The sequence below is a fragment of the Psychroflexus salarius genome (genome assembly GCF_900129035.1).
Lineage (GTDB): Bacteria > Bacteroidota > Bacteroidia > Flavobacteriales > Flavobacteriaceae > Psychroflexus > Psychroflexus salarius.
The window spans coordinates 141,474-163,053 of sequence record NZ_FQTW01000004.1; the positions used below are offsets into that span (position 1 = coordinate 141,474).

Annotated in this window: 16 protein-coding genes; 7 read left to right on the top strand and 9 right to left on the bottom strand. The window is 33.5% G+C overall.

Features of this window, described 5'->3' with window-relative positions; translation table 11 throughout:
• Window positions 1-88: 88 nt before the first annotated feature.
• The 6 genes from BUB82_RS06700 to BUB82_RS06725 all read right to left on the bottom strand — a co-directional run bounded on the left by BUB82_RS06700 (window position 89) and on the right by BUB82_RS06725 (window position 5,972).
• The gene (locus BUB82_RS06700) at window positions 89-361 is read right to left on the bottom strand and encodes a hypothetical protein (protein ID WP_143185660.1); all 273 of its coding nucleotides are present in this window, start codon (window positions 359-361) and stop codon (window positions 89-91) included.
• A gap of 103 nt (window positions 362-464) precedes the next feature.
• Window positions 465-695, bottom strand: coding sequence for an AtpZ/AtpI family protein (locus BUB82_RS06705; RefSeq protein ID WP_073192837.1), 231 nt, complete (start codon window positions 693-695; stop codon window positions 465-467).
• Window positions 658-1,068 carry a bactofilin family protein gene (locus BUB82_RS06710; RefSeq protein WP_073192838.1) on the bottom strand — a complete coding sequence of 137 codons (411 nt, stop codon included), beginning with the start codon at window positions 1,066-1,068 and terminating at the stop codon, window positions 658-660. Before BUB82_RS06710 ends, BUB82_RS06705 begins: the two co-directional genes overlap by 38 nt.
• A 3-nt stretch (window positions 1,069-1,071) precedes the next feature.
• The gene (porW, locus tag BUB82_RS06715; RefSeq protein WP_073192839.1) at window positions 1,072-3,585 is read right to left on the bottom strand and encodes a type IX secretion system periplasmic lipoprotein PorW/SprE; all 2,514 of its coding nucleotides are present in this window, start codon (window positions 3,583-3,585) and stop codon (window positions 1,072-1,074) included.
• Window positions 3,586-3,723: 138 nt separating this feature from the next.
• Window positions 3,724-4,491: an ABC transporter ATP-binding protein gene (locus tag BUB82_RS06720; RefSeq protein ID WP_073192840.1), complete on the bottom strand. Its 768-nt coding sequence runs from the start codon at window positions 4,489-4,491 to the stop codon at window positions 3,724-3,726.
• A gap of 5 nt (window positions 4,492-4,496) precedes the next feature.
• Window positions 4,497-5,972 carry a DUF5687 family protein gene (locus BUB82_RS06725; RefSeq protein WP_073192841.1) on the bottom strand — a complete coding sequence of 492 codons (1,476 nt, stop codon included), beginning with the start codon at window positions 5,970-5,972 and terminating at the stop codon, window positions 4,497-4,499.
• Window positions 5,973-6,092: 120 nt separating this feature from the next.
• Here BUB82_RS06725 and BUB82_RS06730 point away from each other — a divergent pair, with 120 nt between their 5' ends.
• Window positions 6,093-6,626 (top strand): 3-hydroxyanthranilate 3,4-dioxygenase, encoded by a 534-nt coding sequence (locus BUB82_RS06730; protein WP_073192842.1) that lies wholly within the window; start codon window positions 6,093-6,095, stop codon window positions 6,624-6,626.
• On the opposite strand, the gene BUB82_RS06735 is transcribed toward BUB82_RS06730, so the two are convergent.
• From BUB82_RS06735 to BUB82_RS06745, 3 genes are all read right to left on the bottom strand, one after another.
• On the bottom strand, window positions 6,623-8,869 hold the full coding sequence (locus BUB82_RS06735; protein ID WP_073192843.1) for a patatin-like phospholipase family protein: 2,247 nt from the start codon (window positions 8,867-8,869) through the stop codon (window positions 6,623-6,625). The two genes, BUB82_RS06730 and BUB82_RS06735, sit on opposite strands and share 4 nt — an antisense overlap.
• Window positions 8,866-10,662 carry an excinuclease ABC subunit UvrC gene (gene uvrC, locus BUB82_RS06740; RefSeq protein ID WP_073192844.1) on the bottom strand — a complete coding sequence of 599 codons (1,797 nt, stop codon included), beginning with the start codon at window positions 10,660-10,662 and terminating at the stop codon, window positions 8,866-8,868. The genes BUB82_RS06735 and uvrC overlap by 4 nt, the downstream gene beginning before the upstream one ends.
• A 72-nt stretch (window positions 10,663-10,734) precedes the next feature.
• Window positions 10,735-11,469 carry a TerB family tellurite resistance protein gene (locus BUB82_RS06745; RefSeq protein WP_073192845.1) on the bottom strand — a complete coding sequence of 245 codons (735 nt, stop codon included), beginning with the start codon at window positions 11,467-11,469 and terminating at the stop codon, window positions 10,735-10,737.
• A 151-nt stretch (window positions 11,470-11,620) separates the two neighbouring features.
• Between BUB82_RS06745 and BUB82_RS06750 the strand changes: the two genes are divergently transcribed.
• The 6 genes from BUB82_RS06750 (at window position 11,621) to BUB82_RS06775 (ending at window position 21,572) form a co-directional block, all read left to right on the top strand.
• Window positions 11,621-12,778 (top strand): homogentisate 1,2-dioxygenase, encoded by a 1,158-nt coding sequence (locus BUB82_RS06750; protein ID WP_073192846.1) that lies wholly within the window; start codon window positions 11,621-11,623, stop codon window positions 12,776-12,778.
• Between the two features lie 20 nt (window positions 12,779-12,798).
• Window positions 12,799-13,956 carry a 4-hydroxyphenylpyruvate dioxygenase gene (gene hppD, locus BUB82_RS06755; RefSeq protein ID WP_073192847.1) on the top strand — a complete coding sequence of 386 codons (1,158 nt, stop codon included), beginning with the start codon at window positions 12,799-12,801 and terminating at the stop codon, window positions 13,954-13,956.
• Window positions 13,957-14,041: 85 nt separating this feature from the next.
• Window positions 14,042-14,806: a DUF3108 domain-containing protein gene (locus BUB82_RS06760; RefSeq protein WP_073192848.1), complete on the top strand. Its 765-nt coding sequence runs from the start codon at window positions 14,042-14,044 to the stop codon at window positions 14,804-14,806.
• A gap of 23 nt (window positions 14,807-14,829) precedes the next feature.
• On the top strand, window positions 14,830-16,089 hold the full coding sequence (locus tag BUB82_RS06765) for a M23 family metallopeptidase (RefSeq protein ID WP_073192849.1): 1,260 nt from the start codon (window positions 14,830-14,832) through the stop codon (window positions 16,087-16,089).
• A 110-nt stretch (window positions 16,090-16,199) separates the two neighbouring features.
• Window positions 16,200-18,788, top strand: coding sequence for a TonB-dependent receptor (locus BUB82_RS06770; protein ID WP_073192850.1), 2,589 nt, complete (start codon window positions 16,200-16,202; stop codon window positions 18,786-18,788).
• A gap of 246 nt (window positions 18,789-19,034) precedes the next feature.
• Window positions 19,035-21,572, top strand: a complete 2,538-nt coding sequence (locus BUB82_RS06775; protein WP_073192851.1) for a TonB-dependent receptor — start codon at window positions 19,035-19,037, stop codon at window positions 21,570-21,572.
• The last annotated feature ends 8 nt before the right edge of the window (window positions 21,573-21,580 follow it).

Here is a 21,580-nt window from a genome sequence, read left to right on the forward strand (position 1 = left end):
TCTTTTCAAATTTGGGTGCAAATGTAATTAAATAATCTAAATATTTTACATCAAATTTTGAGAAGTTTTTAAAGGCAAAGAAGTCGTTTTATTCCTTAAATGATAATTTATCAAGAATATGCTTTGTCACTAAGATTTCATACACGACAGAAGCAAAATAAGGCAGAAAAAAAGCTATAAATTGTGTAACTTCAATTTCAATGCCTTTGTAATATTTTAATATTAAGAATAAGGCTATTTTAATTGTAGCAAAACCTAAAAAAACGAATCCAATTTGGTGCTTGAATAATTCACCTAAATACAATATCAAAAAAAGATAAATTGAAGTGATTAAAGCATTAAAACCATAACACCAATACATTAAATTATAATTTTCTACAGGTTCAAAAAAACGGTTAATAAAAAACAGAATTACCATTATGAAAAGGTAAACTGAAATTATAAACGCGGGCTTAAAGCTTGGTTTATTCATTATTGATTTTATTGAGTTGTTTAACGGCGGAATAAATTGAAGCTATCAGGCCTAAGATGACTAAGCCAAATGCGAAATAAGGCTTAGAAGTCTCGTACTTTTCATCTAATAAACCACCAAGGTAAGCCATCACATAAACAATGACGCCGATTTGTAAACCTAAACCTGTGAAGAACAGCCAAGAATTAGGCTGATTGTTCTTTTTGTTTTGTTTTTTTGTCATCACTAGTTAGTGATTTTACGGTACTTTTCATTGTGCAAGTTGCATTAAATATAGCGCCTGGCTCTACCGAAAGTTGATCTACAAAAACCTCGCCTTCAATTTGGGCTTTAGACCGAAGAATAAGTAAAGATTTTGCATTTAACTTTCCTTTGAAAACACCTTCAAAATCTGCACTATCACATTCTATTTCGCCATTTACCACGCCAGATTTTCCAACAACTATTTTGCCTTGTGTTTTTATGGTGCCTTCTAATTTGCCTTCTATTCTAAAACTACCTTGAGACTCTATATCGCCTTTAAAAGTACTACCTTGAGCGATTTTATTTTGTTCTTTAGTTAAGTCTGGTTCTTGCTTTTTTTTATCTGAAAACATTGGCTATGATTGTGTTTCTAAATACTCGTTTTTGTTTTTATAAATCTGAATAACTTTATAATTATTCGAAGATGCTGTAAAATATTTAATTGACAAGAGTTCTTCAACCTGTTTTAACTTTTTAGCCAAACCTTCAGCACCTAATTTTGAATTTAAGCCGTGAATAATTAAGAAATCTATTTGGTCGGTGTAAAATTCGACTGTTACTTTAAAATTTAAACCTTCTTCAATCAAGAACTTATTGATTAATTCTTTTAATTTCTCCGAATTATGGTTTTGTTCTTGAAGTTCATAAACCAATTTAAACGTAGCGTCTTCATCTGGCTTTTCAAATTTATTTTTGATAAAGTTTTGATCAACAGTATTATAAAGTTGCTGTGCATATTTACCTTCTTCAGACTGCGGAAAAGTTAAAGCAACATAATTCAAGGCTGTTTTGTAGGCTTTTAATCCTTGAGTTCTGCCAATGGCTTTTGCTTTTAATAATTCAAATTTTGGTACTATTGAAGTTCCTGTGAATTGTGCTGAGTACCTATTAGAATTTTCTAAAACAGCTTTAAATTGACCCGATTCAAACTGTTTATAAGTCTTGTAATATAAACTTGATGGACTATTTTCGTCCTCAAGAAGTGCTTTTGGATTTCTAATAATTTTAGCATAATTAGACTCCGGATAGTTGTTTAAAATGTCATTTTTCCACTTTTCTTTTAAAGCTGATTGACCTGTCTCTTGATAAATTTTATACAAATAATATTTTGATGGCAATACCAAACGCTCTTCAGGTTGTTGTTGCAATACAGCTTCTAGTTTTGCTGAAGCTAGATCAAGACGTTTAAATTTTTCTTTATAAATAATCCCTAATTGATAATAGGCAAAATTGCGCTCATCATTAATAGAGTCAATCATCGCCTTTTTTGTAGGAATTTGAGCAATATAAGTTTCTACCTGAAACTCTGGTGCTGTAAACTTATCTTCTTCAGTAGTTTCGGTAACATCTTTTGAAGCAAACGAACCTGATTGTGGGTTGGTTCTCCAGTTATCGGTTAATTTAATATTACCCCAAGTTTCTTTAAACTTTTCAAAACTGCGCTTCTTTGATTTTTCGTTATAAAATGAAGAAGAACCAGAACTAGCACTACTTCTACTGCTTTCACGACGTTTAAAATCACTGCCGAGTTGTATGGCATCTTCAGAAGCAAAAACACTTTCTGCTTCAGCTTTTAGTGAATCTATGTAGGTTTCAAAATAATCTATTCGCTGTTTTTTATTAGCATTTACCAGCCACAAAATACTATCATTGGTTTTAGCAATGCCTTCAAATTTAATAACGTCAACAAGGTTTTCACGCTTTTTCTTAATCCTTAATTTTTCACGTGTTCGCTTAGTTAAATTGACCAAAGTACTATCGTAGTACTTTCCTGCGGTTATATAATTGGCACGATTAAAATAAATGTCTCCTAACTCTTTGTAATCTTGAGCTTTCAAATAACGGTCTTGTGGATTTTCTTTTAAAGATTTATTGTAAGAAATAATAGCTTGCTTCAAAGAGTCATTCGCTCTAAAAAACTGAGCTTCCTCGTAAAAAATAAAATCTAAATACGGTCTATTTTCGCGATTTTCGCTTAAGTCTTGAAAAAACAACACTGTTGAATCAAAATGAACTTTGGTATAATCTTTTAGTTTTTTTTGTTCTAAAAATGAATGAATACGATAGTCGCGTGGCGTTTTTCGGTTAAGTTCTATAATTTGATTTAAGCTAGCGTAAGCTGAATCAGTTTCTTCTAATTGCTGAAATAACTGCGATTTCACATACAACATTCTACCTTTAAAATTATTATTTTTAGTCAGCTGAATTGCTGTAGTTAAAGGTGTAATGGCAGCTGAAAGATTTTCGGCAATGATGTAGGCTTCAGCTAAGGTTGAATTGGCCAAAACGCTTATTTCTGGCTCAAGATTTTTAGTATCTATTAAATTGATTAAATTATCAATGGCTTCTTGATAGTAACCTAGACGTAAATTTGTTTTTTGCAGCCAGATTTCAACTTCATTTATGGTACTACTTTTAGGATAGTGCGTTAAAATAAAACTTAAAGCATCTTTAGCAGGAATAAAGCGTTGATCGAAGTAACGCGATTTACCTAATAACAAAAAAGCTTCATCTATTTGCGGATTATACTCTTTTCCACCCATGTACATCGAGTGTTTTTGAATGGCTTTAGTTGCTTTTTCTTCGGCACGTTTAAATTTTTCATTTTTGGCTTCTGTTCTTACGCCATCAACAGTTGTTATTTCTAAACGTTCTATAGGTAAAATATCCCAATAGTTTTCTTTATAACTCGCAGCTAACTGCTCTTGACCTTCAGACAGCGCTAAATTGCCGTTATAAATTATATTGTAGTAGGAACCCATCGCATGAAAGTTGCGATTTAAAAATTTATCTTTTTTACGTGAGCAACTTGCTAAAACACTAACAATTAGCAAAGTAACAATGATATGAAATCGGTAATTTTTAGGCATTAAACTGAAGTGTGCTTTAATATAACTGCGTTTTAACAGAATTATTATAAGTTGCAAAAATAGTGTTTTTATAAAGACTAAACGATTATACTTAGCAGAGTCACTTCAACTAAAACTATTTAGCTTTAAATTAATGTTTTATTGTGCACTTTCTTCTGAATGGTCTTTTGCAGGTAATTCAATATTTTCTTCATCTTCTCTTCCAAAATAAGCTTCAAGCTCTTTTAAGGTTGTCTCGTTAGTTAAAGTATCTTTTACAATAACGCCTTTATCAAGCACAACAATTCTTTCGCAAACATCTGTGACGTGTAATAAATCATGACTTGAAATTAAAACCGTAGTATGTTTAGCTGATGCTAATTCTTTAATGATTTTTTTTAGTCTGATTTGCGTAGTTGGATCTAGATTTGCAAAAGGTTCATCGAGAATAATTACTTCAGGATTTCCGATAAAACTGGCTACTATACCTACTTTTTTCTGATTGCCTTTAGATAAATCTCGTAAATATTTTTTCTTGTTAAGGATTTCATCATGAAAAAAATCTTCAAAAGTTGCTAAAAGCTCGTCTACTTCAGTTTTAGTAACTTTTCTTAAATCGGCTATGAAGTAAAAATATTCTTCAGCCGTTAAATAGCCGATTAAAAAACTTTCGTCTATAAATGCTGATGTAAATGGTTTCCAGTCTTCACTTTCGCTAACAACAATGTCATTATTTATAATTTGACCTGTTGTAGGTTGAATTAAATCGAGTAACAAACTAAAATAAGTTGTTTTTCCAGCACCGTTGTTACCTACTAAACCAAAACTTTGGCCTTTTGGGATATTGAGTTCTTCTATATTTAAAACCTCAACGCCTTTATAAGACTTTGATAGATTTTGGGTTTGAATTGTATATTGATTATCCATAATATTTATTGTTTTTCGTTAAAAGCTGCAAGGGTTTTATATTTTCCTTTTTGATATACATTCTCTACGATGCTTAGAAACTTTTGCTTGAAAATTAAGCCTAAAACACCACTTGCTGCTAAAGCAATTAAACCAGCATTAAAATTTAGGAGTTTGTAAGGGATATAAAAAATAATCATCGGTCCTAAAATTTTTGGTAAGCTTATAAGTAGCTGAGTTGGGTTAAAACCATTTGTATTGCTAAATGCTTTAGCTTTTTGGTTAAGCTCTATTGGCACTCGATTTAGAGCACCACCATACAAAGTAATAAATGAGTTAAGCCCAATATTAAAACTTGCGCCTGCAGCAATCATTAAATAAATTTTCCAACCAAAATAAATGTAGGGTGTACTCAATATAAACGAAATTACACAAGCCACAACCATTAGCAACCATTTAGACTCAAGATATTGGCGGTATGAAATGTTTTGACTCATCATTAGTTTATAATATTCGCTATCCCATGAAGGTACAAGTTGCCCAAATGAAATTAAAAATCCGCCTGTGATAAACATAGAAGCAAAAGCTAAAAATGCTGGCATATCTTGATAAATATCTTGTGTGTAAAAAAACAAGCCATAAAACAGAAATAAAAACGACATCATAACCACTTGTTTTGGTCGTGCATTACGTAGAATCATTCGGACGTCATTCTTTAAAAAAGTAGAGAGTTTGCCGAAACGATTTAAAAAACTAAGATCATATTGTTTAACGCTTTCTTTTTTCTCGACTATTGCACCATCTAAATAAAAGTGCTTTAAAATATAATTATAGTTAGCTTTAAAAAGAACATAAACTAAGCCAATAGGTATTATTGCCCAATATTTATCGGTGTAAAATCCGTAAAACAAGTCACCAAATAAATCAGAAACTGGGTAAACACTAAAATATTCTAAGCCAACTAAAACAGCTAAAACACTAATTATCGCGTAGAAAAACACCTGGGTTTTGTTGATTAAAAAATTGGCATAATTAATACAAAAACTAATCGATAAAAATGAAATAAACCAAATGATACTTCCTAAAACATCATAAGATTTATAAATCAAAACGCCTGTAACTGGTAAGAAAAATAAAATTGGTAAAATATTAAAAAACGATAGACTTGTTTTTAACAATAAGTAGTTGATTACTTTAGAGCGTTTTACAGGAATAATCATAAACGGTTTAATGTTCATAACTGGTAACTGTTGTAAAAAATACCGAAAACCTAAATCGGCTAATACATAATAAATTAAAAAGTTGTTAAGCGTAACAAAAGGGTCTTGATCAGGAATGGCTTTTTCAAGACCAAAAATAATGGCAAAGCCTAAAAAGGCAGCTAGACCAATAAAATAAAGTGCGCCAAGAATTAAAAGTATTTTGACAACAACTCCTTTTTCAAAATAAGATGAGCGTGAAAACTTCTTCCACTCAAAACTTGAAAACTTGCTTAACTTCATAAGATTGTTTTTAGGTTAGTCAATATATCTCAAAAAAAGTTACGGGAAAATTAATAATTTTTGAAATCTAAATAGCGTCCTAACCTAATTTATTATCTTTAACAACAAAATTAGAAACACATGAGCATAGCCCAACCTTTTAATTTGAAACAATGGATAAGTGAAAACCGATCACTTTTAAAACCGCCTGTCGGCAACAAAAATTTATATAAAGATGCTGGTGATTATATTGTGATGATTGTTGGCGGCCCAAATGCTCGAAAAGATTATCATTATAATGAAACCGAAGAGTTATTTTACCAATTAGAAGGCGAGATTGAAGTCCATATTCAAGAAAACGGACACAAAAAAACGATGAAACTTGGTCCTGATGACATGTATTTACATCCTGCTAAGGTACCTCATTCGCCAGTAAGAAAAGAAGGCTCAATTGGTTTAGTTATCGAGCGTAAACGCAAGCATTTAAATATTAATGATGGCTTGCTTTGGTTTTGCGACAACTGCAATCATAAATTACATGAGGTATATTTTCCACTAAACGATATTGAACAAGATTTTCTTAAACATTTTAAAGATTTTTATACAAATAAAGATTTAAGAACTTGCAATCAATGTGGTGAAGTCATGCCAGTAGATAAGCGTTTCACTGCTTAAAACCAATAACCTAAACTAATATACCACTCGGTTTTGTTAACTTCAGGTGAATAAGAACAAATTAAATTTATCGGACCTATAATAGTTTCTACACCATAGCCGAGCGCATAACCCGTGAACTCTGGCGCGTCAAGCCAAGCCGTCGAACTGTATAAATTATTATCGGCATTAGCATAATTTACATAACCCAAAAGATGATTTTTTTTAATGAACTCATAATCTAATTTAATGGTTGATTTTAAATAAGAATTAGCCGAAATAGTAAAAAAATCATAACCGAAAAATGGCCTAAAGTTATTAATGGTTTCATTACCATAACCGCCTAGATAAAAATTTAACCCACCAACATTATCGCTGCCAATTGTGCCTCCACCTTCTAAAGAAAGATAAGTGCTCAGGTTTGAAGCAATCGGAAAAGCAACACCAACATTAGCCTTAAAAATGCTAAACTCGCTATAATTATCAACAATTGGCAAGTAAAGGTTATATTTAATTTCAGAAAATAAGCCTTGTTTTGGAAAGTACTTACTATCAAAACTATCATGCTTAAAATAGGTATAAACACTGGTTAAATCTTGGTTTTCTATTTGAGTTACAAATTCATCATTGCCTGTGGCCGAATCTTCATCAGGAATCAACGTATTGGTTGAAGCTTCAAGATGTTTAAATTCGGCACCAACTCCAAAAATTGTACTGTTATATACACGCGTTTGTATAAAAAATTGATTCGTAAAGTCTTCAACTAGTAACCTGAGTGAATTAATTTCAGCATTTTGAATAGTTGAATTCTGCTGAATAAATTCAAAGTTAACATCATCAGCAAAACGATTATAACGCGAATTTAAACCAATACTCCAATACTTTCCTTTGTCTATGTAATAGTTGAAGTTATAACGTAAATTATCCCCCAAAATTAAATCTAAAGAGCTGTGGTCATTTTCAAAAAACAAACTTTTTTTAGTGTAATTAACTAAAACTGATGTTTTATAAAGCTCATCATAATGGGCGCTAAAACGTAAATAAGCATCGGTATTATTATCATAAACTTTTAATTTTAAAGCAAAAGCAGAATCAATTTCCTTCAAGTTGTAATGAATTTTCCTGAAATTGTCAGTAGCCGATAAATTATTTAAGCCTGTATTTAAGCGCTTGAAAGCAATCTTTTCATCGGTTGGGAAGTTTAACTTACCTGTGATATAATTTCGTGGGTAAGCCGAATTGCTTTCAATAGCAATTGAACTCACTTGCAAGCTATCAATTATTGATTTAGAATGATGCTGAATTTGACCATCTTGACGGGCAGCAATTTTTTGAAATGCTGGTAAAAACTGAAGACCAACTTCTTCACCTTTTTGTATAATTTTCGCACCATCTTCAAAAGACAAAACTGTGAACTCGTCTATATCTGGTTGAATGTACAAATCGGTTAATTGGCGTTTTGGCGCCATAACATTGATTGTTCTGAAATTATTGACTTGTGTAAAAATATCAAGTCCGCTTTTTAGGTTTTCGCGTGTCATTAAACTATCTTGTACATCAACGCCTATGATGAAGTTTGCTCCTCGCCTTTTCATTTCTTCAACAGGATAATTATTGAGTACACCACCATCAACATAAATTTGATTATCAATTTGCACCGGTTGAAATAAGGTTGGTATAGAACCACTTGCCGAAATCGCTTCAGCTAAATTACCGTGATCTAAAATTTCAGCTTTTCCAGTTTCTATGTTGGTAACCACACAAAAAAATGGAATTGGCAATTGTGTAAAATCTTTGGTTTGAAGGCGTGCTGTTAGCTGAGCAAGCAAGTTGTAAATATTTTGACCTTTTGATATTCCAGAAGGCAACTTCAACTGAAAACGATCAAAATTAAGTTTTAAAGCATAACGTTCGGCTTCTTGCTTTTCAAAAAACGTCATCGATTCACGTGGTAATTCATCTTGTATTAATTTCTGAAAATTTGTATTTCTAAAAATAGAGTCAAGCTGATTTGCCGAAAAACCTGATGCATATAACCCGCCAACAATCGCGCCCATGCTGGTACCACCAATATAATCTATGCGTAAGTTAGCTTCTTCAATTTTTTTTAATACACCAATATGTGCTAAACCTTTGGCTCCGCCGCCACTTAAAACTAAGCCAACTTTTAAAGTATCGTTAGTTGGTAGAATGATGTCCTGCGGCTGAAAAGCAAAGCTTGCCCAACTGAGTAAAAAACTTAATAAAAGAATTTTTGAGGTCATGATTCTTGGGCGTAGTGATTGATTATTTTTTGAGCTTTTGATGGTCCAATAACTTCGGCAAGTTCGGCTTTTGTAGCTGATTTTATGCGTTTAACCGACCTAAAATGCTTCAAAAGTTCGATGGCTGTTTTTTCACCAATACCTTCAATTTGTTCGAGTTCTGTGCCAACGGCAGCTTTGCTTCGTTTTTGACGATGAAAAGTTATACCAAATCGGTGGGCTTCATCCCGTAAACGTTGAATTATTTTTAAGGTTTCAGATTTTTTGTCTAAATATAAAGGATATTGGTCTCCTGGGTAAAACAATTCCTCTAATCGCTTGGCAATACCAATAATAGGTAGTTTACCGCGTAAGCCTAAACGTTCTAAAGCTTTAACGCCAGATGAAAGTTGGCCTTTACCGCCATCTACAATCACAAGCTGTGGTAAGTCTTGACCTTCTTCTAATAAGCGGCGATAACGGCGGTAAACGACTTCTTCCATCGAAGCAAAATCATCTGGACCTTCTACCGTTTTGATATTGAATTTTCGGTAATCTTTTTTACTTGGTTTTCCGTTTTTAAAGACCACACAAGCTGCAACAGGATTGGTGCCTTGAATATTAGAATTATCGAAGCATTCGATGTGTTTCGGTTCTTCACTTAAGCGTAAATCTTCTTTCATTTGCGCCATTAAACGCTTGGTGTGTCGGTCAGGATCAACAATTTTCATTTGTTTAAATCGCTCCATTCTAAAATACTTGGCGTTTCGAGTTGATAAGTCTACAATGGCTTTTTTATCGCCTAATTTTGGTACTGAAATTTGAGTTTTTTCGCCTAAATCAACTTCAAATGGAACGTAAATTTGCGGTGAATGTTCTTTAAATCGCTGCCGAATTTCAATAATCCCTAATTCTAATAATTCCTTATCTGTTTCGTCTAGTTTCTTTTTTAACTCAATGGTATGTGACCTGATAATGGCACCATGCGAAATTTGAAGGTAATTAATATAGCCGTAACCTTCGTCACTCACGATAGAAAATACATCTACATTATTAATTTTAGGATTAACAACCGTAGATTTGGCTTGGTATTTTTCAAGTGCCTTTATTTTATTTTTAATGCGTTGTGCCTCTTCAAACCGCATGGCTTCAGCATAGTCTTGCATTTGCTGCTTAAAGTTGTTAAGTGAATCTTTAAAATTACCTTTTACAATTTTCCTGATGGCTTCAATTTGTGCATTATATTCGGCTTCAGTTTGCAAATCTTCGCAAGGAGCTTGACAATTACCTATGTGGTATTCAAGGCATTTTTTATATTTTCCGTTGGCAATTTTTTCAGCAGATAAGTCATAATTACAAGTTCGTAATTGGTATAGGCCTTTAATTAATTCTAATAATATTTTAACCGCTTTTAAGCTTGGGTAAGGCCCAAAATATTCGCTACCATCTTTAATCACACGTCTGGTTAAAAAAACCCTCGGAAAACGCTCGTTTTTAATACATAACCAAGGGTAAGTTTTATCGTCACGTAACATCACGTTAAAACGTGGTTGTAGCTTTTTAATCAAATTATTTTCAAGCAAAAGTGCATCCATTTCAGAGTCAACCACGATATGCTTGATCTCTGCAATTTTTTTAACCATCACAGCAATTCGATGGCTATCGTGATTTTTATTGAAGTAAGATAAAACGCGCTTTTTTAAATTTTTGGCTTTACCAACATAAAGTATACGTTGATTTTTATCAAAATATTGGTATACACCAGGACTTTCAGGTAAGGTTTTTAGCTTTAACTCTATTGCGCTTGCCGACATAACAAAAAATATCAGCGTAAAGATACTAAGCTCAAATTAATGTAAATATTAAATTTCTGAAAAAAGAAAAGATTAAATACCGCGTTCTTTTTGAAGTTGCTCGTAAGCTTCTTGAACTTTTGTGAATTTTTCTTGAGCACCTTTTTTATAAGCTTCATCCATGTGCTGAAGTTTGTCTGGATGATACTTTTTAGCCATGGTACGGTAAGCTTTTTTGATTTCGGCATTTGTGGCTGTTTTATCAATTTCAAGAATTTTATAAGCATTATCGGCCGATTTAAAAAACATGGCTTTAATACTTTCAAAATCTTGATGACCTACACGTAAAAAGCCGGCGATACGCTGTATCATAGCCACTTCAGCATCAGAAACATGACCATCGGCATTAGCGATATTAAATAAGAAATGTAAAACTTGCAATCTTACTTCATAACTCAATCTTGGCCTAAGATAATCACAAACACGGTCGGCTGAAACTTCTCGATTTTTAACAACGGTATTAAAGGTTCTAAAAGTGGCATTAGCACGCTCTTTGCCATAAGCTTGCACAAAATACATGCGCACATAATCCATTTCGGCTTGTGAAACATTGCCATCAGCTTTAATGACTAACGATGCTAATGAAAGTAAATTGAGCTCAAAATCATTCGGCGTTACTTTGGTGTTTTGGGTTTGAAATATCGAGCCGCCTGAAGCAGAAGAACCTGAACTAAATAAACGATCTAAAATACTACCGAGTATAAACCCAAGAACGGCACCGCCGAGACCTCTAAAAATAAAACCTATAAATGCACCTAACCACTTCAATCAAACAGAATTTAGCCTGCAAATATATATATTTTAATGGGTTTAGCTTTAAAATACGAACATAGCAGTTCAAAAATCGAGTAGATTTCATTCACTATTTCATTTCATATTTACGCATATTTTATCGATATTTGAACAAATCTTAATAATTATGCCTTTTTATCATAAACTCGGTAAAATTCCACATAAAAGACATACGATCTTTAAAAAACCAAATGGTGATTTATACTACGAACAGTTATTTGGTACCATTGGTTTTGATGGCATGTCGTCTAATATGTATCATGTACACCGACCAACTCAAGTTAAAGAAATTAAGCAGTCTTATGATGTAACGCCTGAAATTGCTTTAGAAAACAATTTAAAATCTTACCGGCTTCACGGGTTTAAAATTAAGGCTGAAGACGATTTTTTAAACAGCCGAAAAACAGTTTTACACAATCAAGACTGCAATATTACATTAGCTGCACCAAAAACTTCAACTGAAGCTTATTTTTATAAAAATGCTGATGCAGATGAGTTGTTATTCATTCATAAAGGCAGTGGAAAGTTAAGAACGCAACTTGGTAATTTAGATTTCAGTTATGGTGATTATTTAGTGATCCCGCGTGGCGTTATCTATAAAATAGATTTTGAAACTTCAGACAATCGACTTTTTATAGTTGAGTCTTCAAGTCCTATTTATACTCCAAAGCGCTATCGCAACCATTTTGGGCAATTATTAGAGCATTCACCATTTTGTGAACGTGACCTTAGACAACCTTACGAGTTAGAAACCAATGACGAAAAAGGTGAGTTTTTAATTAAAATCAGAAAGCAAAACCGAATTTTTGATATGGTTTATGCCACGCATCCGTTTGATGTGGTCGGTTATGATGGTTATAATTATCCATACGCATTTTCAATTCATGACTTTGAGCCAATTACTGGTCGCGTTCATCAACCACCACCAGTACATCAAACTTTTGAAACCGATGCATTTGTAGTTTGTTCATTTTGTCCCCGATTATATGATTATCATCCAGAAGCTATTCCTGCACCTTACAATCACAGTAATATAGATAGCGATGAAGTTTTATATTATGTAGATGGCGATTTTATGAGTCGTAACGATATTGAAGCTGGACACATCTCATTACATCCCGCTGGCATACCTCACGGACCACATCCAGGCGCTGCCGAACGCAGTATTGGCAAATCAAAAACAGAAGAGTTAGCCGTTATGGTAGACACCTTTAAGCCATTACAAGTTACCAAACAAGGCTTAAACATCGCCGATGAATCTTACCATAAATCTTGGCTTGAATAAACTTTAAAACAAAGAAAAAAATGAAAGATATCAAATCAGTTAACTACGGACTAGAAAAAATATTTGAAGGCGCACAAGACTTTTTACCATTACTCGGTACAGATTATGTAGAACTTTATGTGGGTAATGCAAAACAAGCTGCACACTTTTATAAATCGGCTTTTGGTTTTCAGACCTTAGCTTATAAAGGTTTAGAAACTGGAAGCAAAGACAGTGTGTCTTATGTTTTACAGCAAGACAAAATAAGATTGGTGTTAACATCACCGCTCAACTCTAAAAATCCTATAAACAACCATATTGTAAAACATGGTGATGGCGTAAAAGTTATTGCACTTTGGGTTGAAGATGCTCAAAAATCTTGGGAAGAAACCACTAAACGCGGCGCCAAGAGTTTTATGTCTCCAACAGTTGAAGAAGATGAGCACGGCAAAGTGGTAAGATCTGGAATTTACACCTATGGAGAAACAGTGCATTTATTTGTAGAACGCAAAGACTATAGTGGTACATTTTTACCAGGTTACAAGGCTTTAGAATCAGACTTTAAACCTGAACCTGTTGGTCTCAAATTTATAGACCACATGGTAGGAAATGTTGGCTGGAATGAGATGAACACTTGGGTAAAATGGTATGAAGATGTCATGGGATTTGTTAACTTTTTATCTTTTGACGATAAGCAAATTCACACCGAATATTCAGCATTAATGAGTAAAGTGATGAGCAACGGAAATGGCCGAATTAAATTTCCAATCAATGAGCCTGCCGAAGGAAAAAAGAAATCACAAATTGAAGAATATCTCGATTTTTATGAAGGCGCAGGCGTACAACACATCGCAGTAGCGACTGACGATATTGTAAAAACAGTTTCCGATTTACGCTCAAGAGGTGTCGAATTTTTATCCACACCACCAGAAACTTACTACGATGCAATCCCTGGCCGATTAGATGAATTTAGCCATGAACTTCGAGAAGACCTTAAAACACTACAAAGCCTTGGTATTATGGTTGATGCTGATGAAGAAGGTTATTTGCTACAAATCTTCACCAAACCCGTACAAGATCGCCCAACATTATTTTTTGAAATTATTCAGCGAATGGGCGCGCGCGGTTTTGGCGCTGGAAACTTTAAAGCCCTGTTTGAATCAATAGAACGAGAACAGAATTTAAGAGGAACACTTTAAGAAGTTTTGATAACTTAGAACTCATAAAATCCTACTAAAAATTTTTGGTAGGATTTTTGTTTTATAAATTTGAAGAAAACATATTGTGAAAAAAATAGCCTTCATCCTTTTACTTCATTCATTTGCTTCAGTGCATTCACAGGCCTATCAAAATGGCGAATGGCTGAAATTTAAAATTAAATATGGCTGGTTTAAAGCTAGTGAGGCCACAATAGAAGTTAAAAAAGCTAAAATAAAAGGTCAAAAAGTTTTGCATATCGATGGCTTCGGAAAATCGACTGGTTTGTTAGATGTGTTTTTTAAAGTTCGAGACCATTATGAAACTTATATCAATCCAGACACAAATTTACCTGTCAGATTTGTGAGAAGAATAAATGAAGGTGGCTACAAAAAGAATAAAATTTTAAACTTTAACCATACCACAAACACCGTTGAGGTAATTGACAAAAAACACAACACTAAAAACTCATTTAGCTTTATTGAAGGAACGCAAGACATGATGTCTGTACTATACTTTTTAAGAAATAAAGTTGATATAAAACGTTTAAAACCAGGACAAACATTTACATTAAATTTATTTTTCGACGAAGAAAATTATCCCTTTAAGGTTAAATTTTTAAAAAAAGAAATATTAGAAACAAAATTTGGAGACATTTCAACCTTAAAATTTAGACCATATGTTAAAGCAGATCGCGTGTTTAAAGAACAAGAAAGTCTGAGTTTTTGGGTAAGTGCCGACGAAAATAAAGTTCCTCTAAAAATTGAAGCTAAATTAGCAGTTGGGTCATTAACTGCAAACCTTGATCAATTTAAGGGTTTAAAGCATTCTTTTAGTATTATTGCAAAATAATTAGTCCCTATTAATCGGTGATAATGAAACAACATATATCAAATCAACTCTTTATATTATCTTTTTTTAGTATTCTTATCTTCAGTTCTTGTAAAGATGATTCTCAAAAAACTGAAATTGAAACTAAACCAACCACACCAAAAGTTGTTGAAAAAAAACCGCTAATCGCCTACGGTATAAATCTCGACAACTACTTAGTTAAAAAAGATACTGTTAAACGCGGAGAAACATTTGGGACAATCTTAGACCAAAATGGCATTGGGCCAACAACCGTTTATAACATTACCCAATCTATTTCAGATAGCATCTTAAATTTTAGAAGGCTAAATTTTGGTAAGCCTTATGTCATTTTAAAAACAAAAGATAGCCTCCAAAAACCCACGCATTTTATTTACGAAAAAGACCGTATAAATTATGCCGTCATTAACTTAAAAGACAGCATTCACGGAACAACAGGTAAAAAACCTGTTACCATAAAGCAGAAAGAAGCTAGCGGAATTATAAAATCATCTTTATCACAAGCCATTGATGATGCAGGTTTAAACTATAATATCGCACTTAGGTTCTCTGAAATTTACCAATGGACAGTAGACTTTTTTAGGCTTCAAAAGGGTGACCAATTTAAAATTATCTACTCAGAAAAATATATAAATGACTCAATTTATGCAGGCCTACATGAGGTAGAAGCTTCATTGTTAAGACATAAAGATCGTGATTTTTACGGTTTCAATTTTGAAGTTGATAGCACAACAGGACGAACTGATTATTTTGATGAAAATGCACAAACCTTAAGAAAATTCTTCTTAAAAGCACCACTTGAATATACAAGAATATCTTCAAGGTATACCAAAAGGCGGTTTCACCCAGTTCAAAAACGTTGGAAAGCGCATAAAGGAACAGATTATGCTGCACCAACAGGCACACCGATTTGGTCTACTGCAGACGGTGTTGTCATCAAGTCAAGCTACACAAGAGGTAATGGTAAATATGTAAAAGTAAGACATACCAATAAATATACAACGCAATACTTACACATGTCAAGACGAGCAGTAAATGTAGGCGATTATGTTAAACAAGGTGATATTATTGGCTATGTTGGCAGTACAGGTCTAGCAACTGGACCACATGTTTGTTACCGCTTTTGGGTAGATGGCCGTCAAGTAGATCCATACAAACAAGATTTACCAGATGCCGAACCTATGGCCGAAAAATTAAAACCAGCATACTTTGATTTTATCAAGTCTTTAAAAAGTCAACTAGATAAAATTCCTTTTGTAAATTAACATTCAAATCAAAAAGCTTACATTAAGCTATTTTATTTTAACCTTAAATTAATCCCAAACTGTCAGAATCAGTGTTTTTTTGGTGAAAATTAATATTTAAAATTTTCGCTATGAAAAAATTATTACTCGGCTTATTCTTAACAATAGGATTAAGTGTTTACTCACAAGGAACAATTACGGGTACTGTAATTGATTCCGAAACTTCAAGCCCGTTACCCGGTGCAAATATTGTTGTAGACGGTACTAAAAATGGCACTACAACAGATTTTGATGGTGAATTTACTTTAAAAGTAAATTTAAAAACTGGTACAATTAAAATTTCTTTTCTAGGCTTCACTTCACGTGAAGTGAAATTTGATTTAAACTCCAACTCAAAAGTAGATTTAGGAGAAATTAAGCTTAAAGCTGGCAATCAATTAAGCGAAGTGGTTATTGTAGGGAATGGTGTCATTGACTTGGCAAACACAAGAGAAACTCCTGTAGCTGTTTCTACTGTAACAAAAAGCATGATTCAGCAAAGAGCAATTGGTAATGTTGAAGTTCCTGAAATTATAAAATATACACCTTCAACTTACGTTTCAGGTCAGACTGGCTTTGGTGACTCTCAAATATATATGAGAGGTTTTGATCAAACCAACATTGCAACTTTATTAAACGGTCAACCAGTAAATGGTATGGAAGATGGTAGAGTATATTGGTCTAATTGGGCTGGTATTGCTGATGTTGCAAATGCTGTTCAAGTTCAAAGAGGTTTAGGTGCTTCAAAATTGGCTATATCTTCAGTCGGTGGTACAATAAACTTGATCATGAAATCTTCTGAGAGAGAAGAAGGAGGATTTGTTAGACTACTTGGTGGAAACGATAGTTATTTCAAAGCAACTGCTTCGTATGATACCGGCGAAAATGCTGACGGTTGGTCTTTTTCTTTTTTATTAGACCATTGGCAAGGACACAGAAAATGGGCTGAAGGCACTTATGGTCAAGGCCAGACTTACTTTATTTCTGCAGGCTATAGACCAAATGATAATCATACTTTCAATTTACTACTTACTGGCGCACCGCAATTGCATGGCCAAAGATGGTCTCAATCACGAGAAATATTAGAAGCAAACCCAAAATTCAATCAACATTGGGGCTACACAGAAGATGGAATTGAATCAGAAAGACAAAACTTTTATCATAAACCGGTTTTAAACTTTAACTGGGATTGGGACATAAGTGAAAAAACACAATTATCTTCTGTAGCTTATGCTTCTTGGGGACGCGGCGGTGGTACAGGACCAAGAGGAAATGGACGAATCAGAACAGCTGACCCAGACGGAGATGGTCCATTATATGGCCAATTAGATTATGATGCAATTACAGCACAAAATCAACAAATAGGAGTTGGTGGAGATTATAGCGCACCACTTGGAGCAGGTTACATTAGAAGAGGCTCAATGAATAATCACCAGTGGTATGGTCTTGTTTCAACACTTACAACTGATTTATCTGAATCTGTTGAGTTTAGTGTTGGTACTGATGTTAGATTTTACACCGGTGATCACTTTAGACAAGTTATAGATTTTTATGGTCTTTCTGGATGGGGTAACGATAGACCTGATGGCGCAGTTGTAACTGAAAGATTTGATGCAACACCTTGGGCAGCATTATTTAATTTTGCAGACGAAGGTGAAAGAATTGACTATGATTACTCTGAAGACATTAATTACCAAGGGATTTTCTCCCAAGTTGAGTATGCAAAGGACGGTTTTACCGCATTTTTCCAAGGAGCACTATCTAACCAATCTTACCAAAGAGAAGGAAGATTTGATGACCCAGGAAAATCTGAAAAAGAAAACAAAGTTGGTTACAACTTAAAAGCTGGTACGTCATACGCAATTAGCAATAATATAAAAGCATTTGCTAACGCAGGTTTTTACTCTAGACAACCATTCTTAGATAACATTTTTGAAAATATTAGAGGCTCTAATGATATCCTTAACCCAGCAGTAGACAATGAAGAAATTACTGGTCTTGAACTTGGCTTCATTTTTGAAGATGATGCTAAAGATTTTAGAGCTAATTTAAACTTCTACTATACTGACTGGGACAACAGAGTTATTTTAAGTAGTGATATTGATGATAATGGTACACCAGATAATACAAATGATGATATTGAACTTAACATCTTTGACAGAGGTGTAAGACAATTACACAAAGGTTTTGAGTTTGATATTCAGTATGAACCAATTGATGCTGTTACCTTTACAGGATTTGTTTCTGGTGGTAATTGGGTTTTTAGAGATTCTTCAAACGTTTCTATTTATAATGACGAAACTGGTGAGCTTGTTGCTACTGAAACAGGAACCGATAGAGAAGGTATTAAAGTTCCTAATGCACCTCAATTTTCAGCTGGTCTAGGTGTTAGAGCTAATCTTTTTAATGGTTTCTCATTGTACTACAATATTAATATGTATGACGAGCTATGGGTTAATGATAGCAATTCTGTACAAACTGAAAATGTAAATACACTTCCTGCTTATAGTATTTCAGATGCAGGTTTAAATTATAACTTTAGTATCAACAATCAAAATTTAACTTTCACAGCTAATGTTTATAATTTATTTGATAATGATGCCATTCAACAAACAGATAGATTTGGACTTATAAATTTAAATGGAACAACATTTAACGCTGCATTAAAATATAACTTCTAAAGATTGAAGAAAATTAGTTTTAAAAGCGAGACCAGTTGGTCTCGCTTTTTTTTGTAATTAATATATAAGAAAATATTGTTTGGCTTTAGAACAAGATTTGCTGAAAAAAAGTCTAGAAATAATTTACTAGACAACTGACAAATGCTTGTTAACTTTATTTTAATAAGATTTCTTAACCTTGTCTTAATCTTTAAAACTTAAAAGTGCTGTTCTTTTGCGGAAAATTAAAAACAAAAATTTTTCACAATGAAAAAATTATTACTCGGTCTTTTCTTGATATTAGGATTAGGCATGTTTGCACAAAACACTGTTACTGGGACAATTTTAGATGGTAAAATGAATGCACCATTACCAGGAGCTAACATTGTACTTGATGGATCTAACAATGGTACCACTACTAATTTTGATGGTAAGTTTAGCTTAAATTTAAATGTAAAATCAGGTCAATTAAAAATCTCTTATGTTGGCTTTAAAACAACTTACGTAGACTTTAAAGTACTAGATGGAAACAAAGTTGATCTTGGTGAAATTAAGCTTGATGAAGATTCTAATGCTTTAGATGAAATTGTAATCACAACTTACTCTTTAGCGATTGACCGCCAAACACCTGTTGCTGTGTCTACATTAAAAGCTAAAGACATTGAGACTAAATTAGGTAACCAAGAATTTCCTGAAATTCTAAAATCAACACCTGGTATTTATGTAACTAAACAAGGTGGTGGTTATGGTGACGCAAACTTAAGGTTAAGAGGTTTTAATTCAGAAAACATTGCTGTTATGATTAACGGTGTTCCAGTAAACGACATGGAAAACGGTCGTGTATACTGGTCAAACTGGGCTGGCTTATCTGATGTTACAAGATCAATGCAAGTTCAAAGAGGTTTAGGAGCATCTAAAGTAGCTGTACCGTCTATTGGTGGTACAATAAATATTGTAACTAAAACTACAGACAGCGAGAAAGGCGGTAACTTTTTTGCAACAACTGGTAACGATGGTTATCAAAAATTTGGCGCAACAGTGTCAACTGGTCGTCTAGATAATGGTTGGGCTGCAACTGTTTCTGCTTCTAAGACTACCGGTAATGGCTTTGTTGATGGGACTTGGTTTGAAGGTTATTCTTATTTCATTAATGTTGCCAAAGATATTAATGAAGATCATCAAATTTCATTTACTGCATTTGGGGCACCACAGGAACATGGTCAACGTCAAAACAGAGAATTAATAAGTACATTTCAAAGAAGTGAAAGAGAAATTAGATTTAATCGTGATTGGGGTTACAAAAACGGTCAAGTAACTAGTGTAGAAGACAATTTCTATCATAAACCTCAAATGTCTTTAAATCACTATTGGGATATTAATGATAACACACAATTATCTACTGCATTATATGCATCTTTTGGTACAGGTGGTGGCGGAGGTTTCTCTGGTGTTAACAAATTTGGATTAGATTCTGAATATAGAGACGGTTTTGCTCAACCTGTTAACTTTGATAAGATTGTAGACGAAAATGTAGCACTTGGTGCTCTTGGTTCTGAAACAATTTTAAGAGACTCTAGAAACGATCATGCTTGGTTTGGTGGGTTATCTACCTTAACAACAGATTTAACTGATGATATTACTTTATTAGCTGGTTTAGATATCAGATATTACGAAGGTAAACACTTTCAAGAAGTGAAAGATTTACTAGGCGGTCAATTCTATTTTGATGATTCTAACATAAATAACCCAACTAATACAGCTGAAGTAGGTGAAAAAATCAACTACTGGAATGATGGTATTGTACTTTGGGAAGGCGGTTTCTTACAAGCCGAATATGCTAAAGACGACTTATCTGCATTTATCTCGTTAGCAGCTTCAAATACATCTTACAAACGTATCGATTACTTCAACTATTTAGATTCTGATCCTGAACAAGAAACCGATTTCCAAAACTTCTTTGGATATTCTGCTAAAGGTGGCGCTAACTATAATATTGATGATAAACAAAACATATTTGCTAACGTAGGATACTTCGAAAGAGCGCCCTTCTTTAACGCTGTATTCTTAAATTTTCAAAATGACATTAATGAAGGTGCTGAAAATCAAAAAATATTTAGTGCAGAACTTGGATATGGCTTCAGATCAAGTAAATTTTCAGGTAACTTGAACATTTATCACACACGTTGGAATGACAGAACATTAACACAAAGTTTCCAAAATCAGGATGGTACGTTTGGCTCTGCTAACATTTTAGGAGTTAACGCAATTCACCAAGGTATTGAATTAGACTTTAGATACAAGCCAAATAACCGCCTAACTTTCACTGGTATGGTTTCATTAGGTGATTGGACTTGGGATAACAATGTGACTGATGTTCAAGTTTTTGATGACGAGCAAAATCTTGTTAGAACAATAGACTTATACATCGAAGACTTAAAAGTTGGTGATGCAGCGCAAACAACTTTTGCGCTTGGTGCAGACTACGAAGTTTTCCCTGGGACTAAAATGCGTTTAAACTACAATTACGCAGGCGACTTTTATGCCGATTTTGATCCAAATACAAGAACAACTCCAGACGCCCCACAATCTTGGAAAGTTCCAGAATATGGCCTCTTTGATCTTGGCCTAACCCATAATTTCAAAATAGGTTCTTTAAATGGTACAATTATCGGTAACGTTAATAACTTATTTAATACTGAATATATCGCAGATGCTAGAAATGGTGCATCAGCTACTGGAACAGATGCACTTGTATGGTATGGTTTCGGAAGAACATATACAATAGGAACTAAAATTAACTTTTAAATCAAATT